General features: G+C 36.2%; 24 protein-coding genes. 14 read left to right on the forward strand and 10 right to left on the reverse strand.

Annotation, left to right across the window (positions count from 1 at the left end; genetic code table 11):
• Nucleotides 1–110 precede the first annotated feature (110 nt).
• From dnaK to AC1MPL_RS02420, 3 genes are all read left to right on the forward strand, one after another.
• Entirely contained in the window at nt 111–2,057 is a 1,947-nt protein-coding gene (dnaK, locus tag AC1MPL_RS02410) for a molecular chaperone DnaK (protein WP_479763949.1), read from the forward strand.
• Nucleotides 2,058–2,156: 99 nt separating this feature from the next.
• On the forward strand, nt 2,157–2,681 hold the full coding sequence (locus tag AC1MPL_RS02415) for an aromatic acid exporter family protein (RefSeq protein WP_479763951.1): 525 nt from the start codon (nt 2,157–2,159) through the stop codon (nt 2,679–2,681).
• Nucleotides 2,682–2,968: 287 nt separating this feature from the next.
• The gene (locus tag AC1MPL_RS02420; RefSeq protein WP_479763953.1) at nt 2,969–3,373 is read left to right on the forward strand and encodes an NUDIX hydrolase; all 405 of its coding nucleotides are present in this window, start codon (nt 2,969–2,971) and stop codon (nt 3,371–3,373) included.
• Here the strand turns inward: AC1MPL_RS02420 and AC1MPL_RS02425 are convergent.
• The 3 genes from AC1MPL_RS02425 to purE form a co-directional block, all read right to left on the reverse strand.
• A complete protein-coding gene (locus tag AC1MPL_RS02425; protein WP_479763955.1) occupies nt 3,362–4,687 on the reverse strand; it encodes a lytic murein transglycosylase in 1,326 nt (441 codons plus the stop codon). The two genes, AC1MPL_RS02420 and AC1MPL_RS02425, sit on opposite strands and share 12 nt — an antisense overlap.
• A gap of 220 nt (nt 4,688–4,907) precedes the next feature.
• Nucleotides 4,908–6,029: a 5-(carboxyamino)imidazole ribonucleotide synthase gene (locus AC1MPL_RS02430; protein WP_479763957.1), complete on the reverse strand. Its 1,122-nt coding sequence runs from the start codon at nt 6,027–6,029 to the stop codon at nt 4,908–4,910.
• A 14-nt stretch (nt 6,030–6,043) separates the two neighbouring features.
• Complete coding sequence (purE, locus tag AC1MPL_RS02435; RefSeq protein WP_479763959.1) at nt 6,044–6,556, reverse strand: 5-(carboxyamino)imidazole ribonucleotide mutase; 513 nt, start codon at nt 6,554–6,556, stop codon at nt 6,044–6,046.
• Between the two features lie 308 nt (nt 6,557–6,864).
• Between purE and AC1MPL_RS02440 the strand changes: the two genes are divergently transcribed.
• From AC1MPL_RS02440 to AC1MPL_RS02465, 6 genes are all read left to right on the forward strand, one after another.
• A complete protein-coding gene (locus AC1MPL_RS02440; RefSeq protein WP_479763961.1) occupies nt 6,865–7,983 on the forward strand; it encodes an S-(hydroxymethyl)glutathione dehydrogenase/class III alcohol dehydrogenase in 1,119 nt (372 codons plus the stop codon).
• Nucleotides 7,984–8,161: 178 nt separating this feature from the next.
• Nucleotides 8,162–9,529, forward strand: coding sequence for a UDP-N-acetylmuramate:L-alanyl-gamma-D-glutamyl-meso-diaminopimelate ligase (gene mpl, locus AC1MPL_RS02445; RefSeq protein WP_479763963.1), 1,368 nt, complete (start codon nt 8,162–8,164; stop codon nt 9,527–9,529).
• Nucleotides 9,530–9,805: 276 nt separating this feature from the next.
• Entirely contained in the window at nt 9,806–10,777 is a 972-nt protein-coding gene (locus tag AC1MPL_RS02450) for a TerC family protein (protein WP_479763964.1), read from the forward strand.
• A gap of 111 nt (nt 10,778–10,888) precedes the next feature.
• The gene (gene guaD / locus AC1MPL_RS02455) at nt 10,889–12,211 is read left to right on the forward strand and encodes a guanine deaminase (protein WP_479763966.1); all 1,323 of its coding nucleotides are present in this window, start codon (nt 10,889–10,891) and stop codon (nt 12,209–12,211) included.
• A gap of 125 nt (nt 12,212–12,336) precedes the next feature.
• Nucleotides 12,337–12,864, forward strand: coding sequence for a hypoxanthine phosphoribosyltransferase (gene hpt, locus AC1MPL_RS02460; RefSeq protein WP_237411985.1), 528 nt, complete (start codon nt 12,337–12,339; stop codon nt 12,862–12,864).
• A 139-nt stretch (nt 12,865–13,003) separates the two neighbouring features.
• Complete coding sequence (locus AC1MPL_RS02465; protein ID WP_023274071.1) at nt 13,004–13,255, forward strand: GlsB/YeaQ/YmgE family stress response membrane protein; 252 nt, start codon at nt 13,004–13,006, stop codon at nt 13,253–13,255.
• 49 nt (nt 13,256–13,304) lie between these two features.
• Here the strand turns inward: AC1MPL_RS02465 and AC1MPL_RS02470 are convergent, their stop codons facing one another.
• The 6 genes from AC1MPL_RS02470 to rpmH all read right to left on the reverse strand — a co-directional run bounded on the left by AC1MPL_RS02470 (nt 13,305) and on the right by rpmH (nt 18,377).
• Nucleotides 13,305–14,003 (reverse strand): DsbC family protein, encoded by a 699-nt coding sequence (locus AC1MPL_RS02470; RefSeq protein ID WP_479763969.1) that lies wholly within the window; start codon nt 14,001–14,003, stop codon nt 13,305–13,307.
• A 272-nt stretch (nt 14,004–14,275) separates the two neighbouring features.
• Nucleotides 14,276–15,634: a tRNA uridine-5-carboxymethylaminomethyl(34) synthesis GTPase MnmE gene (mnmE, locus tag AC1MPL_RS02475; protein ID WP_479763970.1), complete on the reverse strand. Its 1,359-nt coding sequence runs from the start codon at nt 15,632–15,634 to the stop codon at nt 14,276–14,278.
• A 93-nt stretch (nt 15,635–15,727) separates the two neighbouring features.
• Nucleotides 15,728–17,485 (reverse strand): membrane protein insertase YidC, encoded by a 1,758-nt coding sequence (yidC, locus tag AC1MPL_RS02480; protein WP_479763972.1) that lies wholly within the window; start codon nt 17,483–17,485, stop codon nt 15,728–15,730.
• Between the two features lie 2 nt (nt 17,486–17,487).
• Nucleotides 17,488–17,811: a membrane protein insertion efficiency factor YidD gene (yidD, locus tag AC1MPL_RS02485; protein WP_479763974.1), complete on the reverse strand. Its 324-nt coding sequence runs from the start codon at nt 17,809–17,811 to the stop codon at nt 17,488–17,490.
• Between the two features lie 9 nt (nt 17,812–17,820).
• Nucleotides 17,821–18,210 carry a ribonuclease P protein component gene (gene rnpA, locus AC1MPL_RS02490; RefSeq protein ID WP_479763975.1) on the reverse strand — a complete coding sequence of 130 codons (390 nt, stop codon included), beginning with the start codon at nt 18,208–18,210 and terminating at the stop codon, nt 17,821–17,823.
• Nucleotides 18,211–18,242: 32 nt separating this feature from the next.
• Complete coding sequence (gene rpmH / locus AC1MPL_RS02495; protein WP_000831329.1) at nt 18,243–18,377, reverse strand: 50S ribosomal protein L34; 135 nt, start codon at nt 18,375–18,377, stop codon at nt 18,243–18,245.
• Nucleotides 18,378–18,914: 537 nt separating this feature from the next.
• Here rpmH and dnaA point away from each other — a divergent pair.
• From dnaA to gyrB, 4 genes are all read left to right on the forward strand, one after another.
• Complete coding sequence (gene dnaA, locus AC1MPL_RS02500; RefSeq protein WP_479763977.1) at nt 18,915–20,312, forward strand: chromosomal replication initiator protein DnaA; 1,398 nt, start codon at nt 18,915–18,917, stop codon at nt 20,310–20,312.
• Between the two features lie 111 nt (nt 20,313–20,423).
• Nucleotides 20,424–21,572 (forward strand): DNA polymerase III subunit beta, encoded by a 1,149-nt coding sequence (gene dnaN / locus AC1MPL_RS02505; RefSeq protein WP_479763979.1) that lies wholly within the window; start codon nt 20,424–20,426, stop codon nt 21,570–21,572.
• Nucleotides 21,573–21,588: 16 nt separating this feature from the next.
• Nucleotides 21,589–22,686 carry a DNA replication/repair protein RecF gene (gene recF, locus AC1MPL_RS02510; protein WP_479763981.1) on the forward strand — a complete coding sequence of 366 codons (1,098 nt, stop codon included), beginning with the start codon at nt 21,589–21,591 and terminating at the stop codon, nt 22,684–22,686.
• A 31-nt stretch (nt 22,687–22,717) separates the two neighbouring features.
• Nucleotides 22,718–25,186 (forward strand): DNA topoisomerase (ATP-hydrolyzing) subunit B, encoded by a 2,469-nt coding sequence (gene gyrB, locus AC1MPL_RS02515; RefSeq protein WP_479763983.1) that lies wholly within the window; start codon nt 22,718–22,720, stop codon nt 25,184–25,186.
• Nucleotides 25,187–25,249: 63 nt separating this feature from the next.
• Here gyrB and AC1MPL_RS02520 read toward each other — a convergent pair whose 3' ends face one another.
• On the reverse strand, nt 25,250–25,795 hold the full coding sequence (locus AC1MPL_RS02520) for a VTT domain-containing protein (RefSeq protein ID WP_479763984.1): 546 nt from the start codon (nt 25,793–25,795) through the stop codon (nt 25,250–25,252).
• A gap of 264 nt (nt 25,796–26,059) precedes the next feature.
• On the opposite strand from AC1MPL_RS02520, the gene AC1MPL_RS02525 reads away from it, so the two are divergent.
• Complete coding sequence (locus AC1MPL_RS02525; RefSeq protein WP_479763986.1) at nt 26,060–26,443, forward strand: cytochrome b562; 384 nt, start codon at nt 26,060–26,062, stop codon at nt 26,441–26,443.
• Nucleotides 26,444–26,458: the final 15 nt, after the last annotated feature.

Consider the following 26,458-nt stretch of genomic DNA (forward strand, 5'->3'; position numbering starts at 1 on the left):
TTAGAGAGTTTTTTAATTTTTTTAATTTTTTTGCTTGAAAAAATTAGATTCACTCTCATATCGAATAACAAGCGAAAACATTGCAAAATAATTTTTAGAGGACACATACAATGGCTAAGATTATTGGTATTGACTTAGGTACTACCAACTCATGTGTTGCAGTACTTGAAGGCGAAAAAGTAAAAGTAATTGATAACGCTGAAGGCGCACGCACAACGCCATCTATCATTGCATATAAAGATGGTGAAACACTTGTTGGTCAAAGTGCAAAACGCCAAGCAGTAACTAACCCAAAAAACACATTATTCGCAATTAAGCGTTTAATTGGTCGCCGTTACGAAGATTCTGCTGTACAAAAAGATATTGGTCTTGTGCCATACAAAATTGTAAAAGCAGACAATGGCGATGCTTGGGTTGAAGTAAACGATAAAAAACTTGCACCACAACAAGTTTCAGCAGAAATTTTGAAAAAAATGAAAAAAACTGCTGAAGACTATTTAGGTGAAGCTGTTACAGAAGCTGTTATTACTGTACCTGCATACTTTAACGATGCACAACGTCAAGCAACAAAAGATGCTGGTAAAATTGCTGGTCTAGATGTAAAACGTATCATTAACGAGCCAACTGCTGCTGCGCTTGCGTTCGGTATGGACAAAAAAGAAGGCGATCGTAAAATTGCTGTATACGATTTAGGTGGTGGTACATTTGACGTATCTATCATTGAAATTGCTGACTTAGATGGCGACCAACAAATTGAAGTACTATCTACAAATGGTGATACATTCTTAGGTGGTGAAGACTTTGATACAGCATTAATTGACTACTTAGTTGAAGAGTTCAAAAAAGAGCAAAATGTAAATCTTAAAAATGATCCTCTTGCACTACAACGTTTAAAAGAAGCAGCTGAAAAAGCAAAAATTGAACTTTCATCTTCAAATGCTACTGAAATTAACCTTCCGTACATTACTGCAGATGCAACTGGTCCTAAACACTTAGTATTGAACGTAACACGTGCAAAACTTGAAGCACTCGTTGCTGACCTTGTTGAACGTACACTTGAACCTTGCCGTATTGCACTAAAAGATGCTGGTCTTTCAAACAGTGAAATTTCAGATGTTATTTTGGTTGGTGGTCAAACACGTATGCCACTTGTACAACAAAAAGTACAAGATTTCTTTGGTAAAGAGCCACGTAAAGATGTAAACCCTGATGAAGCAGTAGCAATGGGTGCTGCAATTCAAGGTGCTGTACTTTCTGGTGATAAAAATGACGTTCTACTTCTTGACGTAACACCATTAACACTTGGTATTGAAACAATGGGTGGTGTACTTACGCCAATCATTGAAAAGAACACAACGATTCCTTCGAAGAAATCACAAGTGTTCTCTACAGCAGCAGATAACCAACCAGCGGTTGATATTGCAGTTTATCAAGGTGAGCGTAAAATGGCTCAACAAAATAAACTGTTGGGTAACTTCCAATTAGGTGATATTCCACCTGCTCCACGTGGTGTACCACAAATTGAAGTATCTTTCGACATCAATGCAGATGGTATCTTAAAAGTATCTGCAAAAGATAAGAGCACTGGTAAAGAACAGTCTATTCAAATTAAAGCAAACTCTGGTTTATCTGATGAAGAAGTAGAAGCTATGATCAGAGATGCTGAAGCAAATGCTGAAGAAGATCGTAAATTTGAAGATCTTGCAAAAGCACGCAATGAAGCAGATGCTTTAATTTCTAGTGCGAATAAAGCTGTAAAAGACTTAGGTGATAAGGTTACTGAAGATGAAAAAACTGCTGTAAATACTGCTGTTTCTGAACTTGAAGCAGTAACTAAAGAAAATGATGCTGAAGCAATCAAAACAAAAACTGAAAGCTTACAAAACATTTTAATGCCAATCACTCAACGTGCTTATGAACAATCACAAGGCGCTGAAGGTGGTGCACAAGGATTTGATCCAAATGCATTTAACCAAGAAGGTGCTGCTCATCAAAAGAAAGCTGATGATGGCGTTGTAGATGCTGAATTTAAAGAAGTAAAAGATGATAAGAAATAATATTTCTTAAAATCAAAAAACCGTGCATCTCGCACGGTTTTTTTATAGCTAAATTAGGTAAACTATCTGCTGAAATAACAAAAGTTTTGAATATTTAATATGACGTTCACTAATGAACAAAAAGCGAAAATTTTATATATTCTAAAAATTCTTGCATGTGCAATGATTGTTACTCTACTTGCTATATGTATAGATAAAGATCATGTTTCTAATTTCTTTTTATGGAGCTCGTTAACTGCATTTTTTACTATTCAATATGATAGCAATAATCCTGTAAACTTTAATCAAGTCACTGGAAATCTAATTGGCTCTAGCATTGGGGTAATTATTTGGCTACTCGTTTCACAACTCTCTAAAGAACACACATATATTAATATTGAATATTTACTACTTGTTGTTGGTATTCTACTGACAACAGTCACATGTATTCTTCTAAAACATGCAGAATATTGTGGTATTGCCTTATCAGGATTACTCATTGTTACTGTTTATGATGTTTCACATAATACATTTCATGGTGCATTATTACGTATTCTTTTTTGTGCAGTTGGATGTTTAATTGCATATATTGTAGATATGACAGGTCGTAGAATATTTAAAAATCATATAGATAAAGAGGCATAATATTTTTTACATCTTACAATAAGATAAACCTCTCTATTTTCATAGAGAGGTTTATCTGCCCACCCTCTGTTATATATTTATGTTTATAATTATTTTTTGGTTGTTTTTTGTTGGGCAAATACAGAATAAGCAATTATTGAAAAATTAGATGTAAGCATTTACTTACAAAAGTATTTTTTTTAATCAAATTTATGTATATTATTGATTATTAATAATATTTTGATTGTTAATTTAAGTAATAGAATGTTATTTAGTGTTAATTACAACGTAAGTATAGGTAACTATTTATGAATACAAAGAACTTAATTACTGTAGCTGCGTCTATTATTACCAATGAGCAAGGAGAACTATTATTGGTGCGCAAAAAAAATACAAATTTCTATATGCAGGTAGGTGGAAAGCTAGAACCCCATGAAAACCCTGAAACTACAATTATTCGTGAAATTAAAGAAGAAATTGGCGTAGAAGCAAATATTATAAAATATTTAGGTGAGTTTCACACACAAGCTGCAAATGAAACAGGTTATCTATTAAAAGCTTATTTATATAGAGTTGAAATTTCAGGAAATCCTGTGGCTTGTGCAGAAATCGAGGATTTAATTTGGTTTCATCCACAACAGCATGCCACAGTACCTATTGCACCACTTACAGCACAGTATGTTATTCCATTAATGAATAAATTAAGTTCCTGAATCTAATAATTGACTGGCTTGTAGGCTCCGAATTTTTTTAAGAAATATTTGTCCTGCTCGCCCAGTTGGTTTTAGACCTAATTTTTGTTGTTCTTGCTGAATTGCTTGGCGAGTCTTATCCCCAATCAAACCATCAGGTTCACCAATTGCATACCCCTTAGAAATTAGATAATTTTGTATTTCTCTACGTTCTGCTCTTGAAGTTCCAGGGTCGTCTGTTGGCCATGCTGTCATAATTGGAGGCGCACCTTTCAAACGATCTGATAAATAAGCAATGGCTAAAGCATAGCTTTCTGCAGCATTATAACTATATATTGCATCAAAGTTTCTAAAGACCAAGAATTTAGGACCATTTTGACCTGCTGGCATTAGCAAACCTGCCATCGTTGTATCTGTAAGATTTCCTTGTATAAGAGGACTGCCATCTACACGTACTATACCTTGCGACATCCATGTAGATAATGGTTTTTTATTTCTTCTTCCTTCATTACTAAATACAAAATTTGAGGGTACATTTACTTCAAAGCCCCACGGCATACCTACTTGCCAACCCGATTGTTTTAAAAAGTTGGCTGTAGATGCTAAAGCATCAGGTGTATTAGAAACCAGATCTCTACGTCCATCGCCATCGAAGTCGACAGCAAGCTTTTCATAAGTAGATGGCATAAATTGAGTTTGACCAAATGCTCCTGCCCATGAACCTGTTAATTGGTTTTCCGTTAAGTCACCACGTTGTAAAATCCGAATGGCTGCAAAAAACTCACCACGGAAATATGATTGCCTTCTACCTTCACAACTTAATGTTCCTAATGACTGTAGTAGTGGATATTTTCCTGTGATATTACCAAAATTACTCTCAACTCCCCAGACAGCAACAACTACTTCAGGTGGTACACCATAAATCATCTGAACACGATCTAAAGTCGATTGATATTGCTTTAATTTTTCTTGACCTAATGTAATACGTTCTTGATCAACCAGACCTGATAAGTAATCCCAGATTGGTGTTGAAAATTCAGGTTGATAATTTAGTTTATCTAAAATCGAATAATCAGATGTAATTCCCTGTGTATATCTATCATATACATCTGACTGTATTCCTGTATTCAACGCAAGGGGCTTTAACTGCGCTAAACATTGCTTAAAGTTTGAATTTAAATTATCTATATTTTTGTTTTCATCTTGCATATTTGAATTCAAAACAGGTGCTGATGCTGAATTTATATTCTCTCCCGAATGAAAAATAAGATCGGCATGCGAATTAATAGATAATGCTATAAGCGGTAACATCAATAAATTTAAAGACTTTTTCATCCATAAAATTCCTAATTTTTTGAATTTAATTTTTGTATAAAATAGCAGATATTCCAAAAAATCTATTATAAAAATGGTAACTTTGAATTTAAAAAAGATATCCACAGACTTATTCAAAATTAAAAGTATTTTCCTAAAGCTAAACACATACTTTAAATTCAAATCTATTTTCCTATATAAAAAAAGCGGCTATATAAGCCGCTTTTTTTATATAGGAAAATTAAATTGTCATATCTTCTGTAAGCGCCAATGGCTCAGGTAAGATTTTCGCTAACTTTTGGCATAAAGTAGTTAATTGTGTAGGGTCTTTAGGCATTAATGTAATATGACCTAATTTTCTCCCTGTGCGTTCAGACTTATTATATAAGTGAAGATGTACACCCTCTAAAGACAAGACTTCAGCTACATTAGGATGTTTACCAATAATATTAATCATCACCGTTGGAGAAATAGATGCCGTTAATCCTAGTGGTAATCCAGCAACTGCACGTATATGATTTTCAAACTGTGAACAAATAGCACCTTCAATAGACCAATGCCCTGAATTATGTACCCTTGGTGCCATTTCATTTGCATATAGACCTTGAGGTGTGACAAATAGTTCTAAAGTTAGTACACCAACATAATCTAAATGATTAAGTAGTCTTGTAATATATTCTTGTGCAATCGGTTGCAAATCATCACTATTTGGAGCAGGAACAATAGAATGAGAAAGAATACCTTGATGATGATGGTTTTCAGCCAATGGCCAAGTTTTTACATCGCCGTCCTGACCTCTTACCGCAATAATTGAAACTTCTCTAGAAAATTCAACAAAACTCTCTGCAATAAGATGTTTAGCCTCTCCTAATTCACCCCATGCTTCTAATATTTGATCTTTTGAACGAAGAACAAACTGTCCTTTTCCATCGTACCCACCCATTGCTGTTTTAAGTACAATCGGAAGACCTAACTTATCTACAGCGCTGTGTATATCTTCCAAGTTATCCACAGCTAAGAAAGGTGCTACAGGAATATCTAGTCGTTTAAATAGATTTTTCTCAGATAATCTATTTTGTGCAATTGCTAATGCTGTACGAGGAGGATGAATATTTTTTTCTTCTGCCAACAACTCATCAACTTCATTTAAAGGCGTATTTTCAAACTCTAAGCTGAATACATCTGCACTTTGAATAAAGTCGTTTAAGCAATTATCTTTACTAGAAAAAATAGGGCCTAATGCAGCAGAGGGACAATCAGTATTTGCTTCATAAAATACACACTGAATATTCAGTGGCAAAGCTGCTTGAGCCATCATACGACCAAGCTGACCACCCCCAAAAATACCAATGGTTTTATCCATACTTCAGCCCCTAATTAGACATTTCCAGGAATATTGTTACTTGAGACTTTATCTGTTTGTGCACTACGGAATTGTGCAACATTCTTTGCAATTTCAGGCTGAGATAACCCAAGAATTTGTGCTGCCATAATTGCAGCATTTGTTGCACCAGCAGGCCCAATTGCCAATGTACCTACAGCAATACCCGCAGGCATTTGAACAATTGAAAGTAACGAATCTACACCATTTAAAATAGAAGATTTAACAGGAACACCTAACACAGGTAAATCTGTTTTTGCCGCACACATGCCTGGTAAATGCGCAGCACCACCTGCACCTGCAATAATAACTTGAATACCGCGCTCACGTGCAGTTTCAGCATATTCAAATAAACGGTCTGGTGTACGGTGAGCCGAAACAACTTCAGCTTCGAAAGGTACGCCAAGTTGTTCAAGCATTTTTGCAGTATGCTCAAGCGTTGCCCAATCAGATTGGGACCCCATAATAATTCCAACTAATGGTGTAGCTTCAACTTTAGCCATGTTCATTCAAAATTCCAAGCATAAGGGAGGGTTAATAATTACTCATTACAAGTAATGATAATATCTTCAAGTATAACCGTTTTTTAGACAGTGCCCAACCGCCGCATATAAGAAATATTGTTCGCTATAAATCAATAATGAATAGATATTTTTATGATTTATAAACAATCTGTACTGCATACACCATAGGAAATATATAAAGTCATATAGTTGGAAAGCTATAATTCATAATAGTCTAGTACATAAGAATTAATCCTTATCTTCATTGGATTAAAGAAGCTTAAATACTTTAAAAAACTATAGGAAAAGTTAAGATGAAATCTCGTGCCGCTGTTGCATTTGGACCAGGCGAACCATTAAAAATTGTAGAAGTTGATGTTGCTCCACCTCAAAAGGGTGAGGTACTCGTTAAAATTAGTCATACAGGTGTCTGCCATACCGATGCATTCACACTTTCTGGGGATGATCCTGAAGGTATATTTCCTGCAATTTTAGGCCATGAAGGTGCAGGGGTTGTCGTTGAAGTTGGTGAGGGGGTAACGAGCTTACAACCTGGCGACCATGTTATTCCTTTATATACAGCAGAGTGTAAAGAGTGCCTTTTCTGTAAATCAGGAAAAACAAATTTATGTATTTCGGTAAGAGCAACTCAAGGCAAAGGTGTTATGCCAGATGGTACAACACGGTTTTCTTATGAAGGTAAACCTATTTACCACTACATGGGCTGTTCTACATTTAGTGAGTATACGGTTGTTGCTGAAGTATCTCTTGCAAAAATTAACCCTGAAGCCAACCATGAGCAAGTTTGTCTTTTAGGATGCGGTGTAACAACAGGGATTGGTGCTGTTCATAATACTGCCAAAGTACAAGAAGGTGATAGTGTTGCTGTCTTTGGTTTAGGTGGTATTGGTCTTGCTGTTGTACAAGGTGCACGTCAGGCAAAAGCTGGTCGAATTATTGTTATTGATACTAACCCTGAAAAATTCAAACTTGCAGAAGAATTTGGTGCAACAGATTTTCTCAATCCAAAAGATTTTGATCAACCCATTCAGCAAGTGATTGTTGAAATGACAGGGTGGGGGGTCGATCACTCTTTTGAATGTATTGGTAATGTGAATGTTATGCGTTCAGCACTTGAATCTGCTCACCGTGGTTGGGGACAGTCAGTCATTATTGGTGTTGCAGGTGCAGGGCAGGAAATTTCAACCCGTCCATTCCAACTCGTAACAGGACGAACTTGGAAAGGAACTGCTTTTGGGGGTGTTAAAGGTCGCAGCCAATTGCCTACTATGGTTGAAGATGCAATGAAAGGTGATATTCAGCTTGAACCATTTGTGACACATACCATGCCACTTGAAAAAATTAATGATGCTTTTGAATTAATGCATACAGGTCAATCTATTCGCACAGTCATTCACTACCAAGAAAAATAATAAATCTTCTTGTAACTGCTACATTAAACTATTGTAGTGGTTGCTATTTCAGCTTTTCTTCACCAATTATAACTATCTTTTCTATAATAGCCTTGCTATGGTTTCTTCAATTAATATCAGCACTTTATTCATGTTCACATCAGAAAAGAACAGTATAAGATTTGGAGAAAATTAAATCATGCATCTGCATATTTTAGGTATTTGTGGCACATTCATGGGTTCTTTGGCACTGCTTGCACGAGATCTAGGGCATAAAGTGACAGGGTCAGATCAAAATGTTTACCCCCCTATGTCTACACAGCTTGAGAATGCAGGTATTGAACTCATGCAAGGCTACCATCGTGAGCATTTAGACCCAAGACCTGATTTAGTCATTGTCGGTAATGCAATGGTTCGAGGTATTGATGCTGTTGAATACATGCTCAATGAAGGTATTCCATATACATCAGGCCCTCAGTTTTTAGCAGAGCACGTATTACAAGGTAAACATGTATTGGCTGTTGCAGGAACGCATGGCAAAACAACCACAACAACCATGCTTGCATGGGTGCTTGAGCAAGCAGGTTTAAATCCTGGATTTCTTATTGGTGGTGTCCCTCTCGGTTTTAGCCACAGCGCACGTTTAGGAGGTGGGCAATACTTTGTTGTTGAAGCAGATGAATATGATTCTGCTTTTTTCGATAAACGCTCTAAATTTGTTCACTACCACCCTAAAACAGCAATTTTAAATAACTTAGAATTTGACCATGCAGATATCTTTGATGATCTTGCCGCCATTCAAAAACAATTCCACCACCTTGTACGCACTATTCCAAGTGAAGGAAAAATTATTGCACCGATTACCGAATCAAATATTGATGACGTACTCAAACAAGGTTGTTGGACACCTGTGACAAGAACGGCGCTCTCACCAAATCATGATGCTGAAATATATGCAGAGCTCATTAAAGCAGATGGGTCTCATTTCTATGTGTATCAAAACCAAGAAAAAGTTGGTGAAGTACATTGGACGATGACAGGACAACACAGTGTTGCAAATGCCTTGGCATCAATTGCTGCTGCAAAACATGTAGGGATTCATATTGCACAAGCATGTGAGGCATTATCTAACTTTGGTGGTGTAAAGCGCCGTATGGAGCTTCTAGATACCATTAATGGTATTGAAGTTTATGATGACTTTGCACACCACCCAACAGCAATTGCAACTACACTTGATGGTGCACGTAAAAGACTAGGTAAACGCCGTTTATGGGCAGTGATCGAGCCACGTTCAAATACAATGCGTATGGGGGCTCATAAACAAAACCTTGCTCATGCAACAGAACTTGCAGATGACGTAATTTGGTATCAGCCTGAAGGGCTTAACTGGGATTTACAGCCAATTGTAGATGCATCTAAAAATAAATCATATGTAAGTCATTCACTCGATGAAATCATTCAACATGTCGTGCAAGATGCCCATGAAGGAGATGCTGTTATTATTATGTCAAATGGTGGTTTTGGTGGCTTACATCAGAAGCTGATTAGAGCCTTAAAAAATCAATAATATTTGCTTTTAAATTGATTATAAATGTGCCAATATATTCGAATTGGACCAATTTAGTCCAAACAGAATTGAACAAGGGGAGTAGCCTCTTCCAAGCTTAGTCAATGACTAAGTGTCAGGTATCGTCATTACACTTTGTTAAAACAAAGTCGGTATCTGAGCACTGTAAATATACAGTGTAGGCAAGACCTTGATCATGTTGTCTCAGAAGATAAAAAATCATCTGGCAACTGGTCAAGGTTTTTTTGTGGCCAAATGCAAGATGAAGGAGTAAAAATGGACTCTATCGGAAACGTTTGGCTATACGGGGTATTCTTTTGCCTTGTCGCTGTCATGTTACTTGTCGACTTTTTAAGTTTTAAACAAAAAGATACCACCAATGAATCACAAGGTGTTTCATTAAAAGAAGCAGGAATTTGGAGTGCTGCATGGGTCACTGTGGCATTGCTCTTTGCAGGTGGACTCTGGGCTTATTTACAAAATACCGTTGGCACAGAAGTTGCGAACCAAAAAACATTAGAATACATCACAGGTTATCTTCTTGAGAAATCTCTCGCGATTGATAATGTTTTTGTTTGGCTCATGATTTTCTCTGCTTTTGCTATTCCACCTATTTTACAACGCCGTGTATTGCTCTATGGTGTACTTGGAGCAATCGTTTTAAGAACCATCTTTATTTTTATTGGTGCATGGCTCATTCAAGAATTCTCATGGATTCTTTATATCTTCGGTGCGTTCCTCGTCTATACAGGGTATAAATTCTTAAAAGGACAAGATGAAGACCCCGATATTGAGGACATGAAACTTCTCAAATGGTTAAGAAAAAAATTACCGATTACTCCGACATTACGTGAAGACAAATTTACGATTCGTGAAAAGGGTAAATTATTTGTTACACCATTACTGATTGTACTTATTCTTGTAGAAGTATCTGATATCATCTTTGCAGTTGACTCAATCCCTGCAATTTTTGCAGTGACAAGTGATCCATTTATTGTGCTCAGTGCAAACCTTATGGCAATTTTAGGATTACGTGCAATGTTTTTCCTCTTGGCAGGTGCTGCACAAAAGATGCACTACCTACCTTATGGTCTTGGCGTCATTCTCATATTCATTGGCTTTAAAATGCTGATGTTAATGTTTAACTTCCATATTCCAATCTGGTTATCTTTAGGTGTAATTGCTATTGTCTTAATCATTACAACGATTCTTTCGTTACGTTATGACAAAAATCAAAAAATATCATAACAATCTTATAAAAAGCATGCCTCTTGCATGCTTTTTTTATCTTTTTTTCCAATCTATCTACTATAAAAATACGTTACAATCTATTGAAAAAACAATATAGATGAGCGACAAATGTCTTTTACAACTTCTCCACAACCTTCTGCTATTCGTGGTAACTTTTTAGATATTACTCATACAGTCAACCAAGCAAGTGATATTCAAAATCATATTCGTTATATCGAAGATGGATTACTCATCACATCAGAAGGAAAAATTACATGGTTCGGCTCATGGGAAGATGGACAAGCGCACTTATCTAAAAATATTCAAGTTCAGCACTATCCAGATCAACTGATTGTTCCCGGATTTATTGATACACATATCCACTATCCACAAACTGAAATGGTAGGTGCATACGGCGAACAACTTTTAAGTTGGCTCAATACCTATACATTTCCAACAGAACTAAAATTTAAAGATAAAGCATATGCAGACAAGATTGCTGCTTTCTTTGTTCAAGAACTCCTAAAGAATGGAACAACTACAGCATTAGTGTTTGGCACAGTACATCCTCAATCTATAGATGCACTTTTTGAAGCAGCAGAAAAAGTAGATATGCGCCTCATTGCAGGAAAAGTGATGATGGATCGTCATGCACCTGAAGACCTTTGCGATACTGCTGAACAAGCTTACCAAGACAGTAAAACACTCATTGAAAAATGGCACGGTAAGGGCAGAGCACTTTATGCAATTACACCAAGATTTGCACCGACATCTACCCCCGAACAACTAACAAAGGCAGGACAGTTAAAACAAGAATTTCCTGATGTATACGTGCATACACACCTCAGTGAAAATAAAGATGAAATTGCATGGGTTAAATCACTTTTCCCTGAAAGAAAAAACTACCTAGATGTCTATGATCATTATGGGCTTACAGGTAGTCGCTCTGTATTTGCACATTGCGTTCACCTTGAAGAAGATGAATGGCAGTGTATGCATAAAACAGATTCCGCAATTGCATTCTGTCCAACGTCTAACTTATTTTTAGGCAGTGGTTTATTCTCTTTAAAACAAGCTTGGAATAAACAAGTTAAGGTAGGACTTGGTACAGACATTGGTGCAGGGACTTCATTTTCACAATTACAAACCCTAAATGAAGCGTATAAAGTACAACAGCTTCAAGGTGACAAACTTTCTGCATTTGAATCGCTATATCACGCAACTCTCGGTGGGGCAAAATCACTACATTTAGATGATAAACTAGGTAACTTCAATATTGGTAAAGAAGCGGACTGTGTTGTCATTAACCTCAATGCAACTGCTTTACAAGCACTTAGACAATCTCAAGCAAAAGATATTGAAGACCGCTTATTCGCACTCTTTACTATGGGTGATGACCGTAATATTCATACTACTTATGTTTATGGACAAGTAGCATATCAGCAGAAATAAAGTTAAATAAACATACTTATAAAAATCTGAAGATGCATCTTTTGACCTTTTGCATTAAACTAACGGCAGTTTTTTGAGGTGTTGCAACGCAACACCTTTTTTATTCAGACAAGTAGGACCTTCCGATGACTGTTCCAATGCGTGTGATGATTTCCACAGATGAAATTCAAGCCAAAGTTAAACAGCTAGGTGAACAAATTAACCAGTTTTATGCCAATAGTGACAAAGAGCTTGTACTTATTGGTTTATTACGTGGTTCTGTTATTTTTATGGCTGACTTATGCCGTACCATTGAAAAACCACATGAACTCGACTTCATGACTGTTTCTAGCTATGGTGGGGGTACTGTTTCAAGCCGTGATGTTAAAATCTTAAAAGATCTAGATGGCAATATTCAAGGTAAAGATGTCTTAGTCGTTGAAGATATTATTGACTCAGGAAATACGCTGAGCAAAGTCGTTGAAATGCTACAGACACGTAATCCGAACTCTATTGAGCTATGTACGCTAGTGAGTAAACCTTCACGCCGTGAAATTGAACTTGATGTTAAGTTTTTAGGTTTTGAAGTAGAAGACCGCTTTATTGTTGGTTATGGTCTAGACTATGATCAGAAATATCGCCATATTCCTTTCATTGGGGAAATCGGTTTATAAAAAAAGTGGCATATGCCACTTTTTTATGCACAAAACAACAACATTCTTATCTGTTTCTTTGTTTATTATAATTTTAAGAAATCGTAAACACTCAAATGTAATACTAGAATAAACAAAGACTTTTCGGGAGCATCTTATTATGTGGAGCCTCATCGTCACCATTTTTATTGGATTCTTTGCAGGACTCATCGCACGAGCTTTACACCCCGGTGATGACAAAGCAGGATTCTTAGTCACAACACTATTAGGAATTGCTGGCTCGCTTGTTGCTACATATGGCGGTCGCATGTTACACCTATATGGACAAAACTCATCAGCAGGCTTTATTGCATCGGTTGTTGGTGCAATTGTTGTTTTAATTGCTTATAACTTTTTTACTAAAAATGATTAAGCCATTCTTTAGTTAAAAAAAGCAGTACATAATGTACTGCTTTTTTAGTTTAAATCCCAGCATCTTTCCAAATGGTTTCTATCTCTGTTGCAGGGATATATCCCATCATCTTAAAACCATTAAAAAAAATAATTCCGGGTGTTCCATCAATTCCCAGCTTTTTCCCTAACATTAAATTTCGTTGTATTGGTGTATCACAACTTCCATCATTTTGAGGTGTTATATTTTCACGAATTAATTTCTTCCAATAATAATCACGACTTGTACTACACCATACTTGTTTAGATGTAAAAATAGATTGCGGACGAATAGGGTAGAGAAAAATATAAACTGTCACATTATTTAGATGATCTAGTTCCGATTCTAATTTTTTACAATAAGGACAATTGGGGTCTGAAAAAATTGCAATTTTATGCTCACCATTCCCCTTAACGAATTTTATAGCATCTTGTAAAGGAAGAGCAGACCAAGCTACTTTATTATTTTGCATTACTAAATCTTTCGTTAAGTTTTTTTGATCTTTTAAGCGAATCATAGAACCAAATAGAACATGTTCTGCAGCCTCATCAACATAAACTACTTGATTATCTAGCATTGCGCTATAAACACCATGCATTTCTGTAGGTTGCATATGCTGAAAATCTAGATTGGGATATTGTTTCTTTAATTGTGAGTTTACTGTACTTACATCTGCATATGTCATTATAGATGCTAATGCTATCGCTAAAACCGCACTTATTTTCCACATAACCAATCACACAATAAAACAATCAACGTTGTAGTGTATATCTATATAAATATTCTGTTGTATATTTTATTTAGCCCCTATGTTTCACGTGAAACACAAAGTAATAAGCAATTGAGTTACAACTAGCTCAGAAAAAATATTTAATTTTCAATAAAAATATCAATTATATGCTTTACCTAGCCACGCGGCTAAAAAGACATTAAATACAAGTTAGGACTAAGTAGTTCTTAAGAACAGCTTTTAGGTATACTGTTCTTAAAATTGAAGCTATTTTACTTTCCGATACAGAATGATCCAAAAATTTCCCCAAGTAAATCATCTGCACTGAAATCACCTGTAATTTCACCCAAAGCATTTTGTGCTAATCTTAGTGACTCAGCAACAAGTTCACCCGCGTGAAACTCTGTCAACTGCTCATGTGCTTCTTCCAAATAGCCTTGTGTGCGTCTCATTGCGTCAATATGACGAGTTCTTGCAATAAAGGTATCTTCTTCAGGTTGGAATCCTGCATGTGCTGTAATCGAATCTATGAGCGTTTGAACACCTATTTGCTCTTTTGCTGAGATAGAAATATGCCTAAAGCCATGATAGTCAACCAGTGTCGCCGTACTTTGCGTTAAATCGCATTTATTACCAATTAAAATAAGTCTGCTCGGTGTCTGATATTCAGCAAAGTAATGCTTTGCTAATGCCAATGGATCATCATCTTCATTTAAGTCATAAACCAATAAAAGTAAATCTGCCTGACTAATTTCTTTAATTGCACGTCGAATACCTTCTTGTTCGACAACATCACCTGTTTCACGAAGCCCTGCCGTATCTGTCAATGTAATAGGCAAACCTGCTAAGGAGATTTTCTCATGCAAGACATCACGTGTTGTTCCTGCAATATTTGTCACAATTGCACGGTCATTACCTGCTAGCGCATTTAATAAACTTGATTTTCCTGCATTTGGTTTACCAGCAATAACAACTTGTAACCCTTCTCTGAGCAATTGTCCTTGGCGGGCAGACTGTTGCACCTCTTTCACCGAGCTTTGTACTTCAGTAAGTAAATTTAATATTTTACCATCTGCTAAAAAGTCAATTTCCTCTTCAGGAAAGTCTATTGCAGCCTCTACATGTAGCCGTAAATGTATCAATTGCTGAAGCACAGCATTTACTTTATTTGAGAATGTACCTTGTAATGAACGAACAGCAGAGCGAGCAGCAGCTTGCGATGTTGCATCAATTAAGTCTGCAATAGCTTCTGCTTGTACTAAATCTAGTTTTCCATTTTCAAAGGCACGCATTGAAAACTCACCTGCTTTAGCAGCAATAGCACCTAATTCAAAGAGTCTTTGAAGCAAAGCATTTTGAACCACGGGCCCACCATGACCTTGGATCTCAACAACATCTTCCCCTGTGAATGAATGAGGGTTCGGAAAGCAAATGAGTAATCCTTCATCTAATACAGTATGATCGACATCTAAAAACTGTCTAAATCCAGCCATTCGTGTTTTAGGAAGTGTTGTACCCGACAACTGTTCTGCAATCAAATATGCTTTTGGGCCAGATAAACGAATGACACCAACACCGCCACGACCTGGAGGGGTTGCAATTGCCGCGATGGTTGTTTGGTTGTATCTCATCATTCATCCTTATTTAACTAAATCATACATATAAAAAAACCGCTTAAGTATTTTACCTTAAGCGGTTCGGTTTAGCTTAACTTATCTCGTAAATTAGCTAGCCTCTTTTTTCTCACGTGCTTTTTTTACACTTTGGCCAATAAACCATTGCTGTAAAATTGTAATACTGTTGTTCACAATCCAGTACAGTACTAGACCTGCAGGGAAGAAGAGCATAAATACTGTGAAAATGATTGGCATTAAGCGGAAAACTTTTGCTTGCATTGGATCTGCAGGTTGTGGGTTTAGCATTTGCTGCCCAAACATAGTTGCGCCCATAATCAATGGTAAAATAAACCATGGGTCCATTGCAGACAAATCTTGAATCCAACCTAACCAAGGTGCGTGGCGAAGTTCCACACTTTCCATAAGTACCCAATACAAAGCTAAGAAAATAGGCATTTGTAAAAACATTGGCAAACAACCTGAAAGAGGATTTACGCCCTCACGCTTATACAGCGCCATCATTTCTTGAGAGAAGCGCATACGGTCTTCGCCGAACTCTTCTTTCATACGTTGCATTTCAGGTGCAATAACACGCATTTTTGCCATTGAGCGATAACTTTTCGCAGAAAGTGGCCATAAAATTAACTTAACAACAACTGTTAATAAGATAATAGACCAGCCCCAATTACCCACAAGGTTATGGAACGTTTCTAAACCTAAGAAAAGTAGTTTTGCAATTGGCCATAACCAACCATAATCAACGGTTTGGTTTAAACCTACTGCCAAATCTTTCAATTCAGATTGAACTTTAGGGCCTGAATAGAATGTTGCATCTACTTCCATTGCTGTACCAGCAGGCACAGTAATTGTAGGAGAGGTAAAGCCAATAATATTCATATGATCAGGAGATTTACGAGATTGTAAGTCTGCTGTATATGGCTCACCATTTGCTTGGCTCAATTTCAGTGTTCCTGGAATCCAAGCACTTACAAAATAGTGTTGAACAACAGCAACCCAACCACCTTTTGCCTGAACATTTAACTTTTCATCATTAAAGTCAGTAAACTTTAATTTATTATAATGTTCATCAGGTGTACCCCAAGCACCACCAAGATATGTTCCTAATTGGAAAATACCTTGACTTGATTTTCCAGGATCTACAGTATCATCACGCTTAATTTGTCCAAAGAATTGACCTTGCCAGTTTTGCTGACTACGGTTAATTACTTTGTAGTCAACATTAATTGGATATTGACCTTCCGTAAACGTAAATGTTTTCACAATTTCCACACCATTGGCAGTTTTATATACCATAGGAATAGAAATTACTTTTTCTGTTTGACCATTTTTAGCATTTACTGTTTTAGCATCAGCTAAAGAATAGCTTGTTTTTTCAATTTCAAATGATGGACGCCCTGAAGCACTACTATCTGGTCCATTTGCACCAATCAACCCAGATTGAGCCACATAGGTACGATCTTTATCACTTTCAAGCATTACAAAAGGCTGATTACTATTTTTACTAGAATCATGGTTTAACAGTTCAAGACGAACAATGTCACCACCTTTTGGATTAATCCATAAACGATATAAATCTGTTTGAACAGTAATCAGTTTTTGATCTGATGTTGTCGTTGTTGTATTAGTTTGAGATGCGACAGTATTACTTGCTTGTGGCACATCTGTTGCCACAGTATTTTGACTATTTGGTAAATCGGCAGATACGTCATTAGAAGCAACAGCTGCGCTATTTTGTTGCGTAGCTGTGTTTGTATTATGACCATAGTCCTTTTGCCAAGCCAAAACAAGTAAGTACGCGGTAACCAACATGGCTCCGAGTATCGCAAACCTGGCCCATTTTTGCATAGCTATGACCCCAAGTGGTTAGAATGATATTGATTCATAAAATGCTCACGAAAGGGTACAGCAACGTGATGCATTTGAGAACTGATTTGCTGAAATGAAATAAAACGAATTGCTTTTCTAGGCACAGGATCATAGCCTGAACCACCCCACGGATGACAACGGCATATTCTTTTAAAAGCGAATATACTGCCTTTGAAAGCACCATGCATATGAAGCGCTTCAATAGTATATTGGGAGCAGGTAGGAATATAACGACAACGAGGCCCTATTAGAGGACTAATAGCAATTTGATAAAAGCGAACAAACCAATGTAATAATTTAACCATTGGCTATCTCTACTTTGACGTGATGGTAGTCGTATTATTATGTCGCTTTTTAGATAAGCGTTGTAATTTATGCCAAGCGAATGTTAATTGTCGATGCAAGTCTTCATTACTTACACTTTCAATTCCTTTTTTTGGCATGACTACAATATCGAGTAAATCAATATTATGATGATTTAAACGAAAACTCTCTCGAGCAATACGTTTTATTCGATTTCTTTCGTGTGCTCGACGAACTTTTTTCTTAGCAACAATTATACCCAAACGACTAAGTTCTTCTGAGTTTCTTGCTAAAAACAGAAAGTGGGGCTGATGCACTTTAAAAAGCGCATCATCGAATACACTCTTGTAATCTGCGGCACAGCGTATTCGTTTTTCTGTACCGAAACTATAAAGTGTCATACACCCAAAGTCGATGAAGCGTTAACAGTATATTATACTGTTAAGCTATGACGACCTTTTGCACGGCGACGAGCTAATACTTGACGACCAGCTTTAGTAGCCATACGAGCACGGAAACCATGAACGCGTTTACGCTTTAATTCAGATGGTTGAAATGTACGTTTCATATTGAAACTCCAAAATTGATCTATCTTAAAGGTTCGCGATTTTATTGTGCATTGGACATTATGTCAACGATTTTTACTTAATATGAGTAGAATTAAATAAATTAAAAAGTATCAAAAATACGTTAATAAGTTATAAACAATTTTATCATCATAGTTATCCACATGTTGTTACATATCTGATTCAAGTTTAAATTCAGAAATAAATTTAAATTATCCACAATAAAACCAAAGATTATATATAAATTCAAATTTATAAATTTAAATTTATTATTATTAGAGAGCTATTTTTCTATGGATAAGCTAATTTTATTTAAAATAAACAATTATTTATATTGTGGATAACATTGTTTCTAAATAAATATTAAATTGTGGATAACTTTGTGATATATTTTATCCACAATGTTTTGCCGATGTTATCCACAGGCCTGATTTGATATTAAAATATTAAAATTTTTATGACATATGTGGATAACTTGGTTAGAATAGCCGACCCTCAAACTGAGGATGATGTGTTTAAATTTAAATTAGGGGTTTTACATGCTTTGGACACAATGTCTAGCTCGTTTACGAGAGGAGTTATCTGATAATGTCTTTGCTATGTGGATACGCCCGCTAGTTGCTGAGGAAAGTGATGCAACATTACGTTTATATGCACCAAATCCTTATTGGACACGTTATATAAAAGAGCATCATTTAGAACTTATTTCAATTTTAGTTGAGCAGCTTTCAGAAGGAAGAGTTAAAAATGTTGAAATTATTGTTGACTCAAGACCTGGCGCAATTTTAAAAGCTAGTGAGCAACCTGCTACAACTACTGCGGCACTTGAAAAAACTGTAATCACAAAAACGACTATTTCCCCTCAAAAAGAGAAAAAAGAATCAGGGGCACCTGTAACAAATAAAGTAAGTAAGAAGAGACAGCTAAATCCGCTATTTACTTTTTCTTCATTTGTGGAAGGTCGCTCTAATCAAATGGCGGCAGAAACATGTCGAAAAGCATTAACACATTTGGGAGAGTCACAGCACAATCCTCTGTTCTTATATGGCCCAACAGGCCTAGGCAAAACCCACTTAATGCAAGCAGTTGGTAATGCACTTTTACATGTAAAACCTAACGCGCGTGTGATGTATATGACTGCTGAAAGTTTTGTGCAAGATTTTGTAAGTTCGCTACAAAAGGGAAAAGTTGAAGAGTTTAAAAAGAACTGTCGATCTTTAGATTTATTATTGGTTGATGATATTCATCTTCTTGCAGGAAAAGAGGCGAGTTTAGTTGAGTTCTTTTATACGTTTAATGCACTTTTAGATGAATCCAAACAGATTATTTTAACATCAGATCGTTATCCTAAAGAACTGACAGAGTTGGATCCTAGACTAGTTTCAAGGTTTTCTTGGGGATTGTCTGTTGGGGTCGAGCCTCCAGATATTGAAACACGTATTGAAATTCTACTTAAAAAAGCAAGTAGTACAGGTGTCGATCTGCCAAGAAATTGTGCTCTATTTATTGCACAGCAAGTTGTTGCAAATGTTAGAGAGTTAGAGGGTGCTTTAAATAAAGTTGTTGCAATTGCAAGATTTAAAGGTTCATTAATTGATCTAGACATAGTACGAGAGTCCTTAAAAGACGTGCTTGCAATTCGTGCAAGAACAATTAGTACGGAAAATATACAGCGAGTCGTGAGTGAGTACTTTAAAGTGCCTTTAAAAGAGCTTATTGGGCCGAAGAGGACACGTATTTATGCACGTCCAAGACAGCTTGCTATGGGGCTTTCAAGAGAGTTAACGGGTGATAGCTTTCCTGAAATTGGAATGGCTTTTGGTGGTCGAGATCATAGTACGGTTATGCATGCTTGTGAGAAGGTCGTTAGCCTACGAGAAACAGACCCAATCTTTGATGAAGACTATAAGAATTTGCTCCGTCTGCTACAAAGTTAGAACTTCATTATTTAATTTGAAAACGCTATATTTGCATCTAATCATTTAGATTGCACTGTACTTAGCAATAGATCTATTTTATTTCAAGATACTTGTTTAGAGGAATGCGCTGTGCGTTTAAAAATTGCGAAAGAAAGTTTACTGAATGTCTTATCCCATGTTGTTGGTGTAGTTGAACGTCGTCATACTTTAAATATTTTATCCAATGTAAAGATTCAGGCTTCAAATGATGCTCTAACCATTACCGGTTCAGACTTAGAGGTTGAACTGGTTGCTAGTATGCCATTTGCAAATGGTGGTTGTGTGCAAGCAGGAGAAACAACAGTTCCTGCACGTAAGCTCATGGATATCTGTAAGTCACTTCCTTCATCGGCATTAGTCGATTTACAGATTACTGAAGATCAGCGTTGTATTTTAAAGTCTGGTAATAGTCGATTTGTTCTAGGTACATTGCCTGCGGAAGATTATCCACTTCTTACAACAGAAATGACGCAAGGAACACAAGTTCAAGTTAAACAACGTGAGTTGAAGCGCTTGTTTGAAAAGACTGCTTTTGCAATGGCAGTACAAGATGTTCGTTTTTATTTAACGGGAACACTGCTTGAAATAGACACAGCGCAGTTGCGTGCAGTTACGACCGATGGTCATCGTCTTGCGATGTGTGAAACAAATGCTCAATCTACAGCAACACAGCCTTTACAAGCCATCATTCCACGTAAGGCAGTAGCAGAGTTACAACGTTTATTAAGCGTAGAAGATGAAGGTTTAACGGTGCTTATTGGACGTGAATTACTGAATGTAACGATTGGTATGCCAAGCCGAGATAAAGAGCAGGGTGATGTTACAGTAAGATTTACGACAAAATTGATTGATGGAAAATTCCCGGACTATCGTCGTGTTATTCCTAAGGGTGGTGATAAAATAGTCAATATTGGTCATGATGTCTTTAAGCAGTCTTTACAGCGTGTTGCAATTTTAAGTAATGAAAAACTACGTGGTGTATTTTTAAATTTTTATACAGATACGTTGCAACTCCGTGCAAATAACCCTGAACAAGATGAGGCGATTGAAGACCTTGCGATTCAATATCAGCATGATAGTTTGGAAATGTCTTTTAATGCGCAATATTTATTAGATGTTTTGAACGCATTAGATGGTGATGATGTTTCAATGACTATGACAGAAGCAAATCAATCCGTTCTTGTTCAAGATTTACAGCATCAAGATCAGGTTTATGTTGTTATGCCAATGCGTGTTTAGAAATTAGAGTTTTTATATGCATTTCACACGTCTAAATATCGAGCGTGTAAGAAACTTAGAGGCGGTTGCAATGCAAAATTTGCAACCGTTTACTATTTTATACGGAAATAATGGCTCGGGAAAAACTTCAGTACTTGAGGCAATTCATTTACTTGCAACAGGTCGGTCTTTTCGTACACATATACCTAAACATTACATTCAATATAAAACAGATAATGCGATTGTTTTTGCACAATCCTTAGAAGAAAAACTTGGTATACAAAAATTAATATCAGGTGAGCAAATTATTAAGCTCAATGGCGACCATGTTGCAACGCAAGGACAACTTGCAAAAAAGATTCCGTTACAGCATATAGATCCATTAAGTACCGATATTATTGATCATGGAGCTAAGCCCAGACGCCAGCTGTTAGATTGGTTAATGTTTCACGTGGAACCTAATTTCTATCCAGTATGGCAATTATATTCTCGGGCACTTAAACAGAGAAATATTTTACTTAAAGGTCAAAAAAATATTCCTTTGGCAATACTTGAACCTTGGAATAACCTTGTTGCTGAGTATGGCGAAATTTTAAATGCTCAGCGTTATGCAGTCGTAGAGCAATGGCAGGTATTTTTTCAACAAGCTATACAGCAATTACTGCCAGAAGTTGAAATTCAATTAGAATATCAGGCAGGCTATTCACTGAGTATAGGACTCTTACAAAACCTTATAAATCATCATGTTAAAGATTGTGAAAAACGCTATACAGAGTATGGTCCACATCGTGCAGATTTAAAGCTAAAGACTACGCATGGAGATGCTGATATTGTTCTCTCAAGAGGACAGAAAAAGCTATTAATTATTGCTCTAAAGTTATCTCAGATTGCAATGCTACATGCGAGTAATCTTGAAACTGTGGTATTATTAGATGATTTGACGGCAGAACTAGATTATCAGGCGCAACGGCGTTTAATTACGCGTTTAAATGAACTGAGCTGTCAGGTGTTTTTAACAACTTTAGACCATAAAAGCGTAGAAAAACACTTGTACGCGCTATCTATTTCGTATCAATTATTTAATGTAAACAACGGTTGTGTTCAGCTTATGGAAAACACAAGCCAAGTTGAGTAATCATTATTTTATTTATGACTAGGGAGAAACCATGGATTCAGAGTCTCAATCTGCTTCTCAAACAGAACTAAACAATGAAAAGGCTTATGATTCCTCTAGTATCAAAGTATTACGTGGGCTAGATGCAGTTCGTAAACGTCCTGGAATGTATATTGGTGATACCGATGATGGGACAGGTTTACATCACATGGTTTTTGAAGTTGTAGATAATGCAATTGATGAAGCATTGGCTGGACACTGTGATGAAATTATCGTCAAAATTCATGAAGATGAATCTTTAAGTGTTTCAGATAATGGACGTGGAATTCCAACAGATATACACCCGGAAGAAGGTGTATCAGCAGCGGAAGTAATTTTAACAATTCTTCATGCTGGTGGTAAGTTTGACGATAATAGTTATAAAGTTTCTGGTGGTCTACATGGTGTAGGTGTTTCGGTTGTAAACGCACTTTCGAGTAAATTAAAGCTGACAATTCACCGTGCAGGGCAAATCCATGAGCAAGAATATCGTCATGGTGTACCTCAGCAACCACTAAAAGTGGTTGGTACAACTGAAAAAACAGGTACGACTGTTCGTTTTTGGCCAAGTGCAGATACTTTTAGCCAAACCATTTTCAATGTAGATATTTTAGCGCGTCGTTTGCGCGAACTTTCATTTTTGAATTCTGGTGTGCGTATTGTTCTAATAGATCAACGTGTTAATTTAGAATATTCATATGATTATGAGGGTGGTCTTGCTGAGTTTGTAAAATATATCAATAAAGGTAAAACACACTTAAATGATATTTTCCATTTTAATGCAGAATCAGACCAAGGTATTTCAGTGGAAGTAGCTTTACAGTGGAATGATTCCTATCAAGAAAATGTAAAATGTTTTACAAATAATATTCCACAAAAAGATGGCGGTACGCATTTAGCAGGTTTTCGTGCGGCATTAACGCGTGGTTTAAATAACTATTTAGATAAAGAAAATATTCTTAAAAAAGAAAAAGTAAATGTATCAGGTGATGATGCTCGTGAAGGTCTAACCGCAATAGTTTCTGTAAAAGTTCCAGATCCAAAGTTTTCATCGCAAACAAAAGAAAAACTTGTTTCTAGTGAAGTGAAACCTGCTGTAGAGCAGGCTATGAATAAATCATTCTCTGAGTATCTGCTTGAAAATCCTGCTGCTGCAAAAGCTATTGCAGGCAAAATTATTGATGCAGCACGTGCAAGAGATGCTGCTCGTAAAGCACGTGAAATGACACGTCGTAAAAGTGCATTAGATATCGCAGGTCTTCCAGGTAAATTGGCAGACTGCCAAGAGAAAGATCCTGCATTATCAGAACTTTATCTTGTCGAAGGTGACTCAGCAGGTGGAAGTGCAAAGCAAGGTCGTAACCGAAAAATGCAAGCAATTTTGCCTTTAAAAGGTAAAATCTTGAATGTTGAACGTGCGCGTTTTGACAGAATGATTTCTAGCCAAGAGGTTGGAACGCTCATTACAGCACTTGGATGTGGTATTGGTCGCGAAGAATATAACCCAGATAAATTGCGTTATCATAAAATTATTATTATGACGGATGCCGATGTCGATGGTTCACATATTCGTACATTACTGCTCACGTTCTTCTTCCGTCAAATGCCTGAACTTGTAGAGCGTGGGAATATTTATATTGCACAGCCACCACTTTACAAGTTGAAAAAAGGTAAGCATGAACAGTATATGAAAGATAAGGATGCATTAGAAACATTCCTTATTTCAAATGCAATTGATGATCTTGGCTTGCATATTAATGCGGACTCGCCTGCAATTACAGGTGAAGCACTGGCTAAAGTAATTTATGATTATCAAGCTGCGCAGAAGAGTATTACACGTTTAACTCAGCGTTACCCTGCAAGTATTTTAGATGCATTATTAGATCTTGATATGTTTAAGTCTGAACAAAATCATGATAAGGAATATGTTCAAGCTTGGGCAGAAAAACTTAAGCAGTCCGTAGCAAAATATCAGGAAAGTCTAAAACCTGAAATTTCATTAGAAGCTTTTGAAAGAGAAGATGCTGATGGTACGAAGTCTGTGCACTACTGGCCACGTGTAACGGTATATGTACATAACTTACCACATCACTATCTTTTAGATGCAGGCTTATTAAACTCTGCTGAATATGCACGCTTACTTAAAAATGCAGAAAGTTGGTTTACCCTTTTAGAAGGTGGAGCATACCTGCAAAAAGGTGAAAAACGTATTCCTGTAGCAGATTTCCATCAAGTTTGGCAAAATGTTTTACAAGATTCTCGTCGCGGTATGATGATTCAACGCTATAAGGGTCTTGGTGAGATGAATGCAGATCAATTGTGGGAAACGACGATGGATCCTGAAAATCGTCATATGCTTCAAGTAACTATTGATGATGCAATTGAAGCAGATCGTATGTTCAATTGTTTAATGGGTGATGATGTTGAACCACGTCGTGCATTTATTGAAGAAAATGCACTAAATGCAGATATAGATGCTTAAATATTTTAATATCTACAAAAATAAAAAAGCACTCATATTGAGTGCTTTTTTATTGAATTATATTTATTTAACGGCAGTTAAAATACCTGATGCAAACATATAACCAATACCTACAAGTAGAGCAATCCAAATAAATGCACCAATAATATTATAAATAAGAAATATAAAATAATTCATACCAGTTGAACCTGCTGCAAATGGTGCAAATGAGCGTGCAAATGGAATAAATCGTGCGAGAAGAATGGTTTTTCCACCATGTTTAGCAAAATAATCTTCGGTTTTATGTAAATATTCTTTTTTAATAAATCTAGAGTTTGAGTTAATAATACTATTTCCTGATACCTTACCTATATGGTAGTTCACAATATAGCCAAGTGCAGCAGCTATAAATAAGAGAAAAATCATATAATTAAGATTAAGCAAAGGTGTTGTTGCACATAATGCGCCTATTGTAAGTAATAGACTGTCCCCAGGAAGAAAGAACATAAAAATAAATGCAGTTTCTGCAAAAATAATTAAAAATAAAATAGCATAAATCCACATACCATATTCTTGAATTAAAATAGGTAAGTGACTTTCAAAGCTAAGAATAAAATCAAAAAAACTCATCGGGGGTACATTCCCACTTTTATTTACATAATATTCCACTAAAAAAGCAACATAGTACAAATGTTGCACACAACTTGCTTAAAAGAATTTTAGCACAGATTATAAAAAACTGATCTTAACTTACTACATATATATAGATAACTGAAATAAATCAAACGAAATTATAATATTTAATATAAAAATAAAGTTTAGGTATTAGATTAATCTTTGAAAATATAGCTATTTTAGCCAACAATTCATTTTATGTTATGACAAGGAGTTTATATGTCAGGATTTAGCCGATTAGCAATTATCTGTGCATGTGTTTTGAGTGGAAGTACTTTTGCTGCTGACTTATCCACAGACATGGATGGGTTATCAACAAGTTATAAGCAGTTTAAAAAGACTGAAAATAATGAAGAAGCGATAGCTGCATTAGAGAAAATGAAAACTTATGCATTAGATGCAAAAAATAGCATTCCAATGAAACTTATGAATGAGCCTGAAAATAGCCCTGAGGTTAAATCATATTTTAAAACATTAGATGCTTTGGCAACGGAAGTTCAAAAGGCAGAAGATCTGGCTAAAAATAATCAGCTTGTACAAGCAAAAGAAGAAACAAAAGATATAGATCGAATTATGTCTTTTGGGCATCATGCTTTTAAATAAAGTAAAATAAGAAGA

The organism is Acinetobacter sp. N1-1, from assembly GCF_056711485.1.